The organism is Shewanella corallii, from assembly GCF_023349125.1.
Classification (GTDB): domain Bacteria; phylum Pseudomonadota; class Gammaproteobacteria; order Enterobacterales; family Shewanellaceae; genus Shewanella; species Shewanella corallii.
Genome location: NZ_JAKIKT010000002.1, coordinates 43,976 through 56,620, shown reverse-complemented (window position 1 = coordinate 56,620; position 12,645 = coordinate 43,976). Strand labels below are relative to the sequence as shown.

General features: G+C 51.5%; 11 protein-coding genes. 7 read left to right on the top strand and 4 right to left on the bottom strand.

Annotated elements, in window-relative coordinates:
* Nucleotides 1-44: 44 nt before the first annotated feature.
* From pstA to L2725_RS05470, 4 genes are all read left to right on the top strand, one after another.
* Complete coding sequence (pstA, locus tag L2725_RS05485) at nt 45-1,697, top strand: phosphate ABC transporter permease PstA (protein WP_249248052.1); 1,653 nt, start codon at nt 45-47, stop codon at nt 1,695-1,697.
* A 33-nt stretch (nt 1,698-1,730) separates the two neighbouring features.
* Nucleotides 1,731-2,549, top strand: a complete 819-nt coding sequence (pstB, locus tag L2725_RS05480) for a phosphate ABC transporter ATP-binding protein PstB (RefSeq protein ID WP_249248051.1) — start codon at nt 1,731-1,733, stop codon at nt 2,547-2,549.
* 74 nt (nt 2,550-2,623) lie between these two features.
* On the top strand, nt 2,624-3,334 hold the full coding sequence (gene phoU / locus L2725_RS05475) for a phosphate signaling complex protein PhoU (RefSeq protein ID WP_115135655.1): 711 nt from the start codon (nt 2,624-2,626) through the stop codon (nt 3,332-3,334).
* 155 nt (nt 3,335-3,489) lie between these two features.
* On the top strand, nt 3,490-3,966 hold the full coding sequence (locus L2725_RS05470) for an energy transducer TonB (RefSeq protein ID WP_249248050.1): 477 nt from the start codon (nt 3,490-3,492) through the stop codon (nt 3,964-3,966).
* A 103-nt stretch (nt 3,967-4,069) separates the two neighbouring features.
* Here the strand turns inward: L2725_RS05470 and L2725_RS05465 are convergent, their stop codons facing one another.
* The 3 genes from L2725_RS05465 to L2725_RS05455 all read right to left on the bottom strand — a co-directional run bounded on the left by L2725_RS05465 (nt 4,070) and on the right by L2725_RS05455 (nt 8,599).
* Nucleotides 4,070-5,713 carry a BCCT family transporter gene (locus L2725_RS05465; RefSeq protein ID WP_249248049.1) on the bottom strand — a complete coding sequence of 548 codons (1,644 nt, stop codon included), beginning with the start codon at nt 5,711-5,713 and terminating at the stop codon, nt 4,070-4,072.
* Between the two features lie 250 nt (nt 5,714-5,963).
* Nucleotides 5,964-6,713, bottom strand: coding sequence for a 3'-5' exonuclease (locus L2725_RS05460; protein WP_115135652.1), 750 nt, complete (start codon nt 6,711-6,713; stop codon nt 5,964-5,966).
* Entirely contained in the window at nt 6,710-8,599 is a 1,890-nt protein-coding gene (locus L2725_RS05455; RefSeq protein WP_249248048.1) for a DUF294 nucleotidyltransferase-like domain-containing protein, read from the bottom strand. The genes L2725_RS05460 and L2725_RS05455 overlap by 4 nt, the downstream gene beginning before the upstream one ends.
* A gap of 255 nt (nt 8,600-8,854) precedes the next feature.
* Between L2725_RS05455 and L2725_RS05450 the strand changes: the two genes are divergently transcribed.
* Together L2725_RS05450 and L2725_RS05445 are read left to right on the top strand one after the other, a co-directional pair.
* Nucleotides 8,855-9,214, top strand: a complete 360-nt coding sequence (locus tag L2725_RS05450; protein WP_115135650.1) for a YajD family HNH nuclease — start codon at nt 8,855-8,857, stop codon at nt 9,212-9,214.
* Between the two features lie 216 nt (nt 9,215-9,430).
* Nucleotides 9,431-10,963, top strand: a complete 1,533-nt coding sequence (locus L2725_RS05445) for a peptide MFS transporter (RefSeq protein WP_249248047.1) — start codon at nt 9,431-9,433, stop codon at nt 10,961-10,963.
* A gap of 72 nt (nt 10,964-11,035) precedes the next feature.
* Here L2725_RS05445 and L2725_RS05440 read toward each other — a convergent pair whose 3' ends face one another.
* Nucleotides 11,036-11,263, bottom strand: coding sequence for a DUF1289 domain-containing protein (locus tag L2725_RS05440; RefSeq protein ID WP_249248046.1), 228 nt, complete (start codon nt 11,261-11,263; stop codon nt 11,036-11,038).
* Between the two features lie 132 nt (nt 11,264-11,395).
* Here L2725_RS05440 and L2725_RS05435 point away from each other — a divergent pair, with 132 nt between their 5' ends.
* Nucleotides 11,396-12,562, top strand: coding sequence for a chemotaxis protein (locus L2725_RS05435; protein WP_249248045.1), 1,167 nt, complete (start codon nt 11,396-11,398; stop codon nt 12,560-12,562).
* The last annotated feature ends 83 nt before the right edge of the window (nt 12,563-12,645 follow it).

Genomic DNA, 12,645 nt, shown 5'->3' with positions numbered 1-12,645 from the left:
TAACAACGAATAACAACTCGATTTCGAGGTTAAGGAAATGGGCAATGAATAAGTGGTTTAAGTCTGGCTCTCCCTGGATTTGGATGACAGGGGGCGCTGTCAGTCTGAGTTTGATTGCGGTATTGGGTTTGTTGCTGCTGATCGCCTGGCGTGGACTGAGCTACTTCTGGCCAGCTGAAGTTTATGAGTGGCAACTGCGTGACAGCTCTGGTAGCGAGTCCACTCTGATTGGCCAGTTGTATGATAGAGAGCAGGTGCCCACGGCGCGTCTGGAGTCAGCCGGTTACGAGTTCAACCCTTATCCCGGGGAGTTCGTTACCCGTTATCTGGTCAAAACAGGTAACCGGGAATTTGTTGGCCTGGACTTCCGCTGGGTGCTGGGTACCGACATTGTCAGTGAAAGTTTGCCTAAAGATCTGGCCGTATTTGAACGTACCAAAAATGGTAACTTTTATGGCTATCCGGTTGCTGTGATTGAAGATGGTAAGCGATTGCCCGCTGACAACCTCAGGGTGATGCTGAAGGAGCATGTTCAGCGTGCCGTTGACCTCAATGACGACGCGATGACGTTGCAGAAGCAGGATATTGGCTCCATCAATTATGAGCTGGAACGTCTGCGTCTGAAAGAGCGTGGTTACGAGTTGGATGGCGAACTGACCGATACCCGCAAAACTGAGTTGGAGCTTGCCAGACAGGCGCTGAACGATGAATACAAAGTGCTTGAGACCGAGCTATTTGCATTGCGCGAGGCTGCTGGCCGTGATGGCGTGGTTGTTCGTGATATGCGTGGCCAGGAAGTTACCCTGAACCTGTCTCAGGTGCTGGATGTGACCTATCCAAACGATATGGGACTGATGACCAAAGTGGGTCACTGGTTTAAGAGCGTTGGTGGTTTCATCATAGATGACCCAAGGGAAGCCAACACTGAAGGCGGCGTATTCCCGGCCATTTTCGGTACTGTATTTATGGTGATGCTGATGGCGGTGATTGTGACCCCATTCGGCGTTATTGCCGCCATTTATCTGCACGAATATGCGAAGAAAGGCCCGGTGACCAAGATGATCCGCATTGCGGTGATTAACCTGGCCGGTGTGCCTTCTATCGTTTATGGGGTATTTGGTCTGGGTTTCTTCGTCTATATGTTGGGCGGCTCCCTTGACCAACTGTTTTACCCTGAAGCGCTGCCGGCACCTACCTTTGGTTCGCCCGGTGTTATCTGGTCAGCCTTAACCCTGGCAATTTTGACCCTGCCCGTGGTGATAGTGTCTACCGAAGAGGGCTTGTCCCGCATTCCAAGTGCGGTGCGTCAGGGCAGTTTGGCACTGGGCGCCACCAAGGCAGAAACCCTGTGGCGTATTGTTATCCCTATGGCCAGCCCGGCGATTATGACAGGTTTGATTCTGGCGGTGGCCCGTGCTGCCGGTGAGGTAGCCCCTTTGATGTTGGTGGGCGTAGTGAAACTGGCACCGACACTGCCGATTGATATGAACTTTCCCTTTGTACACCTTGAACGCAAGTTCATGCACCTGGGTTTCCATATTTACGACGTGGGTTTCCAGAGCCCCAATGTAGAAGCGGCACGCCCCTTGGTTTATGCCACCTCATTCTTGCTGGTGACTGTGATTGTTGCACTGAATCTGACAGCAATCAGTGTGCGTAACCACTTGCGGGAAAAATTCCGCTCTCTGGAACACTAATAACAGCCGTATTCTCAAGTGATGGTAGAGCAAATGATTTCAATAGATACTCAAGCAATTAACACCGACGCAAGGGACCTGAGTAACCTGGCTCCGGCAGAGACAGCATTGGAAATTCGCAATCTGGATCTGAAATATGGCGATAAGCAGGCGCTGTTTGACGTTTCCATGCTGATCCCAAAGAATCAGGTGACCGCATTTATCGGGCCTTCAGGTTGCGGTAAATCCACGTTGCTGCGTTGCATTAACCGTATGAATGACCTGGTGGATCACTGCCATATTACCGGTGAGATCCTGCTGCAGGGACAAAACATCTATGACAAAAGCGTTGATGTCGCCGCCCTGCGTCGTAACGTCGGTATGGTATTCCAGCGTCCCAATCCTTTCCCAAAATCCATTTATGAAAACGTAGTCTATGGCCTGCGTCTGCAGGGCATTAACGACCGCCGCAAACTGGATGAAGCCTGTGAGCGCTCACTGCGCGGTGCAGCAATCTGGGACGAGGTGAAAGACCGTCTCCATGACAATGCATTCGGTCTCTCCGGTGGTCAGCAGCAGCGTCTGGTGATTGCCCGTGCCATTGCCATCGAGCCTGAAGTGCTGCTGCTCGATGAGCCAACATCGGCACTGGATCCCATTTCAACTCTGACGATTGAAGAGCTGATCTCGGAGCTCAAAGCCAAATATACAGTGGTGATTGTGACCCATAACATGCAGCAGGCGGCCCGGGTTTCGGATCAGACTGCCTTTATGTATATGGGGGAACTGGTGGAGTATGCTGATACCAACACCATATTTACCACGCCTAAGGAACGACGGACTGAGGACTACATCACAGGTCGTTACGGCTAATTTGCCGATGGGTGGGCTGATGTCTGGCCGCTTTCAATAATCTGGAGTAGATTAAGCAAAAGGTTTAAGCGTCAATGGAAAATATGAATCTTAACAAACACATCTCTGGGCAGTTCAGTGCTGAGCTGGAAGATATTCGTAACCGGGTACTGGCTATGGGCGGTCTGGTTGAACGTCAGCTGGAGCAGGCGCTGGATGCCTTGGGCAGCCTGGATGCTGAATTGGCTCAGAAAGTGATTGAGGGTGACCACAAGGTTAATGGTATGGAAGTCGCCATTGATGAAGAGTGCACTCGCATTATTGCCAAGCGGCAGCCAGCGGCCAGTGATTTGCGTCTGATTATCGCCATCACTAAAACCATTGCTGATCTTGAGCGTATCGGTGACTCCTGTGTTCGTATTGCCAAGGCTGCGGTTGAGAAGCGGGCCAATAATCAGCGTCCACTCCTGGTGAGTATTGAGAATATGGGACGCCATGCAACCCGCACCTTGCACAACACCCTGGACACTCTGGCCCGTATGGATGCCGAGGCAGCGTTTGAGCTGCATAAACAGGACGCTGTACTGGACAAAGAGTATGAGGGCATTATTCGTCAGTTGATGACTTATATGATGGAAGACCCACGCTCGATTCCTGAGGTGCTGGATGTACTCTGGGCTGCCCGGGCAGTTGAGCGTGTTGGTGACCGCTGTAAGAATATCTGTGAGTACGTGATTTACTATGTGAAGGGTAAAGACGTGCGCCATACCTCCTATGAGGATATGGAAAAAGATATTCGGGACTGATTTGTTTCGACGCCTAAAAAGGAGCCATTTGGCTCCTTTTTAATTGGCCTGGCAATAGCCCGGGTTATCGCCCGAACCGGTGATTGTTTGTTGCACTGGCAGGAGATAGGATAGTTTTCTGTTTTAGTTACGACTTTCTTCAACATGGAGGTGGTATGAAGTTCATCATGTCTACGTTAGCCTTGCTGACACTGACGGCTTGTCAGAGTACAGGCTCGGCCAGTCATTCTGAATATGCAGGACTTGCTTTGACTGAAGGCGAGATGACCAAAGCTAAATGGAAGCAATTGGTGCGAAAGGAACCCAGATATCCCATCGCCGAAGCCAAGGCCAGACGCAGTGGCTGCGCCACGCTGGAGTACGTAGTGACGCCTGATTATCAGATCACTGAGATCGAAGTGGTTGATGCCTCCCGCAGTAAGTTTGCCAAATCTGCCCGTCAGAGTATTGCTGATTGGCAGTGGCAGCAGGTGCCTGCCGGAAACCTGGAGCAACCGATTAAAACTCAAACCCGGTTTGAGTTTTGCGTGGAAGAGGTTAAGGGAGAATGCTCTGAAGCCAGGTTGCTGGCCAACACTCAGTGCCGGGGAGAGGATATGGTCTCTGCTGTGGGAACCTTAATTAAAATCTGAATCAGTCTCTTTAGCTCACAAAAAGGGGCCAACCGGCCCCTTTTTGTATTTCTCTATCTACTTGTTGGGCGCTGACATTCATCTGCCCAGGGTGAGTAATAGATTACTTTTTCGCTGGCCTTGGCTCGCTTATCAGTCCCTTCAACAGGGACAGGGTTGCGACCAGCAGAACCAGGGTAAACGGCAGGCCTGTGGTTACCGCCATCGCCTGAGCTGCAGCCAAACCACCACCCAGCATCAGGGCGATAGCCACCAGGCCTGCAAAGCTGCACCAGAAGATACGCTGAGGCATAGGCGCGTCCACCTTGCCGCCGGCAGCAATGGTATCAATTACCAGAGAGCCTGAGTCAGCTGAGGTGATGAAGAACACCACGATCAGAATAATACCCACGAAAGAGGTGATTTCAGCCAGTGGCATTACATCCAGCATAGCGAACAGTTTAAGCGGCAGATCTGCGTCAAACACCGCTTTGTAACCATCATTCACATATTGGCTGATAGCTGTACCGCCGAATGCTGTCATCCACAATACACACACTGTGGACGGGATCAGGATTACACAGGTAATGAATTCGCGCACGCTGCGGCCACGGGATACACGGGCAATAAACATACCCACAAATGGTGACCAGGAGATCCACCAAGCCCAGTAGAAGGCTGTCCAACCCTGAGAGTAGTTCAAGTCTTCACGGCCAAATGGCATAGACAGAGAAGGCAGATATTCAAGGTATGACACGATATTGTGGAAGAAGCCGGTCAGAATCGCTGCGGTTGGACCCACAACAATCACGAACAGCAGCAGCAAGGCTGCCAGCCCCATGTTAATTTCAGACAGGCGCTTTACACCACTGTCCAGACCGGCAATCACAGAGACCAGCGCCAGCGAGGTGATGATAACGATCAGCACGACCTGAGTCGTTTCTGTCACTGGGATACCGAACAGGAAGTTCAGACCAGTGGCCGCTTGAGAGGCACCGTAACCCAGAGAGGTAGCCAGACCAAACACAGTCGCGACAACCGCCAGAATATCAATGATATGACCTGTCCAACCCCATACACGCTCACCAAACAGCGGGTAGAAGATAGAGCGCATGGTCAGTGGCAGGCCCTTGTTAAAGGAGAAGATTGCCAGACCCAGTGCCAGCAGGGCGTAGATGGACCAGGGATGCAGTGCCCAGTGATAAATGGTGGCAGCCATACCCAGAGCCTGAGCAGTGGCGTTGTCACCTACTGCGCCATCCAGCGGCGCCCAGTCGGTACGTACCCCACTTTCCATGGTCACGCCGCCCAGAGCTGCACTGAAGTGGGACATAGGCTCGGATACACCGAAGAACACCAGGCCAATACCCATGCCGGCAGCAAACAGCATCGCCAGCCAACCTGCGTAGCTGTAATCCGGAGTCGCTTCAGTCCCCCCAATACGCACACGGCCCAGCGGGGTAACAATCAATACCAGACAAACCACCACGAAGATGTTGCCGGCAGACATAAAGAACCAGTCCATATTGGACACCAGCCAACCACGGAGACCGGAGAAGAAAGGTTCCACACTTTCACGAAATGCCAGGGTAAGCACCACGAAAAGCACAACCGACAAGCCGGAGATGGCAAAAACCCGGTTGTGAATGTCGAGTCCAAGGGGACCGACTTTCAGGGCAATATTGTCCTGCCCGATTTGGTAATCAGTATCAATTGCCTTGACCTTGCCGTCAGGGCGTTGAATACCGCCATTGTTATTGTCGCTCACGTTTAACTCCTCAAAGACGTGATCAAAAAAAAGCCAATCCTGAAATCATTGGGAACTGTGTCGCAGTTTCACAGGCTATTCTGCTTGATTGTTATCAGTGCGGAACGGAAACGTTGGAGGTTTCTCTCATGATTGGGGCGACCAATCATATCCCTGTTAACATCAAAGTAAAGCAATACCCATTACAAAATTATGGTTTCCTGGTACATATGAGCAGGCTTTGGACAACCTGCTGTTTACACTGTGCAAATTATTGCCAGATTTCGCTGATAGGCGTATCCGGCGAGTAATGCCAGGCCAATTGCGCCTGCAGTAATTCTGCGGTTGCCAGTGCGTCTGTGAGGGCATGATGGGGTTGATAAGCGGGTAAACCGTATCTTTCCCTTGCCCGCCCCAGTCTGACGGAACCGGGCTTCTTGCCCTTGAGCCGATTAAGCCATCCCTGACATGCCCTGCGTTGCACTGCGGCCTCGATATCCAGCGTATCCACTACAGGAAACAGGATGCCCTCACCCAGCCGGCTTTGCAGCGCCTTATCCATAAACTGGCGTTCTATCTGTTTGTAATGAACAACAACGATTTTGCCGGCGAGCGCTGCCAACACCTGATCCAGAATAACCAGAAGATCCGGTGCCTCTTCAACATCAGAATGGGTGATCCCGTGAATGACCACTGACTCTTCATTCAGGGGACGTTTTGGGTTCACTATCCAGTGGGCTGAGCCCCGGCAGTGGATCCTTTGCTGGCTAAAGGGTACCAGACCTATGCTGATAATTTCATCTTTCTCAGGATTTAATCCTGTGGTTTCGAAATCCAGCGCCACAAATTCTATCTGGCTGACAGGTGTATTGCCGGCTGCTGGCGGTGTCTGATAAAAGCGCTGCAGTCTGCTGTCCTTTGCAGTCTGCTTCAGCTCTGCAAACAGGGCAGGCCAGTCTGGCGTGCTGCTGGTATCCAGTAGGCTATCACTGCGAGGTTCAGCCCGTAGCAGGGAGATCATGAATGACTCCTTTGATAGCGGAACTTAATAAAGCTTTGGGCATTGCTGAGGATCTGGAAAGCGGCTTTCAGGTTGCGGCGTTCAAAGTCAGACATGTTCTCAGGTTCAACGCTGTTGTCAGGCTCTTCACCCTGCTCGATATCCAGTGCCTGATGTCGGATCCGTACGGTATAGATAAGCTCCATGGCGTCCCGCAAATCCTGAGCCCGCCCTTTTGGCAGGATACCGGCGGCGATAATATCGTCCAGGCGCTCAAAGGAGTTGCGGGCGGTCGACCCTACTGCCAGCGCATGTACCCGTACCAGATCTGCCAGTGGTGCAGTGCCTCGACGTTTGAGGTTAATAGAGTTTCTGTGACGGCCATCTTTTTCCATCACAAAGTCTTTAAAGAATCCCAGTGGCGGCGTGCGGTTAATGGCGTTGTGGGCCATGCATGCCAGGAAGCGATTATTGCGGCGGGCACGGCGTACCACAAACCCCCTCAGTTGCTCGGCCCACTTGAGGCGGCCATATACACCATCGATATCGAAGAAGATGGAGGAGTTAAGCAGGGTTTCGGGATTGGGGGCATCTATCCACTGAGCAAAACAGGCTTCCCACTGGGCCCGCGTCATACGCCACTTGGGGTTGGAGCACATGATGTCACCGCTGCAATAGGCGTAGCCACAGGCATTGAGGCCATCACAGACAAAATCGGCAAAGCGCTTAAAGTAGTCGCCGTGCAGGGCCTCATCGTAACTGTCATCCAGAATAAGGGCGTTATCCTGATCTGTGACGATCAGTTGTTCATCCCGGGCCATGGAACCCATGGCTACCAGACAGTAGGGCACAGGCGCAGCGCCCAACTCCTCTTCGGCCAACTCCGCCAGTCGTTGCTTGAAGCTACGGCCAATAACCGACATGGCAGTACCCACCATATGAGCGTTGGCATCTTCATCCACCATGCGAACAAAGCAGTCTTTGACCTGGTGGGACAGAGACGCCAGTTCCTCTTTGGTGTGACAGGTATAAATGGAGTTAACCAGCAGCAGGCTGTTTTGCGACTCGTAGCGGACGATATCTGTCATACCTATTACGCCCACCGGTTTCTTATCCTTGAGAATGGGCAGGTGGTGCAGGTTGTATCTGAGCATCATCATCATGGCTTCAAATACGTAGGCGTTGTAGTCCAGGGACACAACATCGGCGCTCATTACCTCAGACACAGGGGTTTGGGTATCGATACCATTGGCCAATACCCGGATGCAGAGGTCACGATCGGTAAGGATCCCCAGCAAGATATCTGTATCTTCATCTTCAATATCTTCAGGGTTACGAACCACGATAACCGAAGTGACGTTCTCTTCAGCCATCAGGTTGGCGGCGGTTTGAATACTGGCATCCGGGGGCAGGGATACAGGTTCGCGAGTCAGCAGTTTACGGGCTTTCACCGTGGTCAGGTCGTTGCCTTCGGCGCGGGTGGAGATAGCATTGCGCAGCTGGGTGCCATCCTGCCACTCCATAAAGTCGGCAAAATGGTCAAATTCATCACACAGGGTTTTAAACAGAGGATCAGGAATACAGTAGACCAGAGTATCTTCTATCGCTTTGGCAGGCATGCGCACCTTGTTGTTCATCAACAGGCCTTTCTGGCCAAATACCGCGCCTGTATCCAGTCGATTGTAAAGTTCACCCTTGTCACCCTTACGCAGATAAACTTCCACCACGCCGCTGCGGATCATATAGAGATCTTTGATGATATCGCCGTTGTTCAGAATCATGCTGTCAGCCCTGTAATAGGCGACTTCAGTATTGAGGGCGATCTCTTTGAGCTTCTCTTCCGGCAGCTCATCAAAGGGGGCATATTGGGAAATAAAATTCAGTACTTCCAGTTGTTCGGCTTCCATCTACGATTCCGGTCGTTTTTTTCTGGATGTGATAGCTATCACTCTGCCCTGAATGATGCAATGATTTCCACCTCTACAGTTGAGGGATAGGTCAGAACTTGACGTTAATGTGTGAACTGGATCCGCTTCTGACCTGGTGAGACAACACGCTGTACTGGACGTTAACGCAGCGCAGTGTTAGAAGGTGTGTACAGGTAATAGATGATAATTTGCGACTGAAAGTGATGACTTTCGGCCAGGTAAGATGAGAGCAAAATGACTCAGGCAGGACAAAGTAAACTGGATCGTGTGTTGGCCCAGCAAAGAGAGTACAAGGCACAGCGTGAGAAGGGGTATCGTGAGCAGGCCCTCAAGCTGTATCCATGGATTTGTGGCCGTTGCACCCGTGAGTTCACCCACAAGAATCTGAGTGAGCTGACTGTGCACCACAGGGACCACAATCATGACAACAATCCTTCAGACGGTTCCAACTGGGAATTGCTGTGTCTTTATTGCCATGACAATGAGCACTCACGTTATGAAGAACTGGTGCAGTATGGCGATACCACAGAGACCAAACAGCAGGCTGCCACCTACAATCCCTTTGCCGATCTCAAGGCGATGATGAAGAAGTAAACAGAAATCTGTACAAGGTTTCATGATAAAGCGGGCGATATGCCCGTTTTTTTGTGTCAGGACGGGCTCAAACCCAATAAGGACGGGAGTTTGAGTTAAACACTAATTCACTTTTAACACGCGGTTTCACTTGTTATTGTGCTGAACAATTGTCTTTGTCCGGCGCGAAAATCCTGTCCGCCGTGCTGTTCACCCATTCAATATAAGGCGGAATGAATGACTACTGCCAATTCCCGGGTGAGTCAGACCAAGTCCTTTATGACAGTCTCTCTCATCGAGCTTTGGGAGCGCTTTGGCTATTACGGCATGCAGGCGCTGATCGTTTACTTTATGGTGCAACGCCTTGGTTTTGAGGATAGCCGTGCCAACCTGGTCTGGAGTGCCTGTGCGGCACTGATCTACGTTTCTCCCGCCATAGGTGGTTGGGTTGGTGACAAGGTGCTGGGAACCAAACGCACCATGCTGCTTGGCGCTGGTATTCTGGCCATAGGTTATGCCCTGATGACAGTGCCTACAGAGAATACCCTGTTCCTGTTTATGGCGCTGGGTGTGATTGTAGTGGGTAACGGCCTGTTCAAACCCAATGCCGGTAATTTGGTCCGTAAAATTTATGACGGCGAAGATGCCAAAATCGACAGTGCTTTCACCATCTACTACATGGCGGTGAACATTGGCTCTACCTTCTCCATGCTGTTGACCCCCTGGATTAAGGACTATGTGAGTCATCACTATGGTGAGCAGTTCGGCTGGCATGCGGCTTTTGCCGTGTGTTTTATCGGTCTGCTAGTGGGTATGGCCAACTACATGGTGATGCGATTTACCCTGGATGCTTATGGCTCAGAGCCGGACAAACATCCGGTAGACAAAAAGAAGCTGATGATGGTGCTGGGCGCTTCCGTGCTGATTGTGCTGATGTCCACCATTATTCTGGAGTCAGAGACCATAGCCCGCCTGTTTGTGTATACCGCTGGCGCAGTGGTATTGGGGATTTTTGCTCACCTTATCCGCAGCAGTGAACCCAGTGAGCGCGCAGGCTTGATTGCGGCGCTGATCCTGACGGTACAAACGGTATTCTTCTTTATTTTCTATCAGCAGATGTCCACGTCACTGGCACTGTTTGCCCTGCGTAATGTGAACTGGGACTTTACTGTATTTGGTGCACATCTGTGGACCTGGTCTCCGGCTCAGTTCCAGGCGCTGAACCCCATTTGGATTATGATCCTGAGTCCTATTCTGGCCTGGGTATATGCCACCGCTGGTCGTAATAACAAAGATATCTCCATCGCGGCCAAGTTTGCGCTGGGCTTTGCCGTAGTGGCTGCCGGATTCTTTATTTACGGCTTTGCCGGTAACTTTGCGGTCAATGGCAAGACCTCATCCTGGGTGATGATTGCAGGCTATGGTGCTTACTCGCTGGGTGAGTTGTTGGTGAGTGGTCTGGGATTGGCGATGATAGCCCGTTATGTGCCTGCGCGCATGGGGGGCTTTATGATGGGGGCTTACTTTGTGGCGTCAGGGATTTCTCAGTACCTGGGGGGAGTGGTGGCTAACTTTGCCAGTGTGCCTGAGGGCCTGACCAATCCGCTGGAAACCCTGCCTATCTATACCAGCCTGTTTACCAAGCTGGGAATTGCGGCACTGTTCTGCACTTTGCTGGCGCTGGCTGTATTGCCTTTGATGCGCAGGCTCACTGCCACTCATCAGGCTCATGCTGCCGCTAAAAGTGAAGCAGTGCCCGAGCAGTCATAGCGGTCATGATAATTGACAGCCCTGCCATTGGACCCAATGGCAGGGCATTTTATTGCACTTATCCTTTGAATCTCAGGATTTCAGCCTGGCTTCTGTCGCCAGCCACTTGTCCCGCCCCAGTTTCTGGGTGTTGGCTTCACCATTGAATTTGGCTTTGCGCTCAGGCAGCGCATCGATAATTTGTTGCTTACGCTCATCACTGGCTGATGACCAGCCCACTATCTCTTCAATGTGGCGGAAGCAGCCCATACAGTAGTCTTCATCATTCAGGCCGCAGTGGGCAACACAGGGGGAACGCATAGTCATCCTTGTCGTGATTAGTGGGAAACCAGTGTGAGATGGCTCACCCTTTTTTCGTATCATTCGGGGGAAGAGTCGGCATAATGCTAGAATCCCCGGGTGTTTGCAATCGTGTGCTGTGGTGGAGTTCTCATGGGTTTTTTAAGGTATTTTGGTCTGATTTTATGTTTGTTGCTAATGACTTCTGGCTGCTCTTTGCTTGAGGTGAAGCTGGAAAGTGGTATTGAGCCATTGCCCCAGGAGCAGTTGGGGATGCGGGTGTTTACCCGTGAATACGCTACCACCTTCTACGCTGGAGTGGAGCAGAGCGCCGATGTGATTTTGCAATCTGACGACATCATGGTGAAGTCCAATGCCCTGATGTGGAAAATTTATGCTGAGCAAACCCTGGGGCAGACGATATTTCAGGTTTCTCCGGTCGCGGCTATGGTCGATACCTGGGCCTTTACTGCACAGATGGCGGACTTCTTTGAAAATGGTAAAGGTGAAGACCTGTTTGGTGAGCGTACCGAACTGGCGGCCAAAACCAGCCAACAGTTACTGGCAGACTATGAGCGCCGCATGCAGGGACTGATGAGCCAATCTGACTTTGCAACCAATAAAGCCTTTATCAAACAGTATGTCGCAGCTAATCCCTTGTTTGATATTACCTTCCCAAGGGTGTCTGCCTTTAATGACTGGCTTAAGTACCGCAATATCGGTGAGTTTGAAGCGGTGAAAACCTTCGGCAGCGTGCCTGAGGTGATGAGTGATATGTCAGACCGTATGGCGATGCTGGCGGGTCAGACTCCCAAGATTCTGGGGTGGAAAGCAGAGCTGTTTGCCCTGCACTCCAATATTAACTCTGCCGAGGTGCAACAGACTTTAAAAGATATCAGTGAAACTTCGGCCAGGTTCCAGGCATTGATGGCCCAAAGCCCTCAGATGATGTCTGAACTGGCGGTGGATTTGCGCCATGAGTTGACCCCTCTGCTGGCTCAGCTGGATGCCAGCGCCGAGCGCAATCTGGCACAGTTGTCAGTGGAGCGTCAGGCACTGGAGAAGATGGTGGAGCGTGAGCGGATGGCGCTCGAGCAGATGGTTGACCGTGAGCGTCAGGCGGTGGCTAAAGAGGCAGATGCTCTGGTGCAACGCACTGTAGCTCAGGTGTTTGAAGAGATCACCAATGTGCTGAAAAGCCTGATCCTCTATATTGTGCTCTTTCTGGTGGTCGTCTTCTTCGCGCCTCTGGGGCTTGGGGTATGGCTGGGTAAACGTATTGGGATGAAACAGGCCAACAAACAGGCGGATAGAGCTTAACCTAAGTACAGCTAAGGCCACTGGCTCATTGCTCAGGCTTTGAATCATAGCTGGCAAAAGTTAAAATCAGGGCGTTGCGGACA

Bases quoted from the DNA above. Each gene is read 5' to 3' on its own strand.
- L2725_RS05440 (WP_249248046.1), bottom strand. From the start codon at position 11,263: ATGCGTTCCCCCTGTGTTGCCCACTGCGGCCTGAATGATGAAGACTAC.
- pstB (WP_249248051.1), top strand. From the start codon at position 1,731: ATGATTTCAATAGATACTCAAGCAATTAACACCGACGCAAGGGACCTG.
- L2725_RS05455 (WP_249248048.1), bottom strand. From the start codon at position 8,599: ATGGAAGCCGAACAACTGGAAGTACTGAATTTTATTTCCCAATATGCC.
- L2725_RS05445 (WP_249248047.1), top strand. From the start codon at position 9,431: ATGACTACTGCCAATTCCCGGGTGAGTCAGACCAAGTCCTTTATGACA.
- L2725_RS05460 (WP_115135652.1), bottom strand. From the start codon at position 6,713: ATGATCTCCCTGCTACGGGCTGAACCTCGCAGTGATAGCCTACTGGAT.
- L2725_RS05470 (WP_249248050.1), top strand. From the start codon at position 3,490: ATGAAGTTCATCATGTCTACGTTAGCCTTGCTGACACTGACGGCTTGT.
- L2725_RS05435 (WP_249248045.1), top strand. From the start codon at position 11,396: ATGGGTTTTTTAAGGTATTTTGGTCTGATTTTATGTTTGTTGCTAATG.
- pstA (WP_249248052.1), top strand. From the start codon at position 45: ATGAATAAGTGGTTTAAGTCTGGCTCTCCCTGGATTTGGATGACAGGG.
- L2725_RS05450 (WP_115135650.1), top strand. From the start codon at position 8,855: ATGACTCAGGCAGGACAAAGTAAACTGGATCGTGTGTTGGCCCAGCAA.
- phoU (WP_115135655.1), top strand. From the start codon at position 2,624: ATGGAAAATATGAATCTTAACAAACACATCTCTGGGCAGTTCAGTGCT.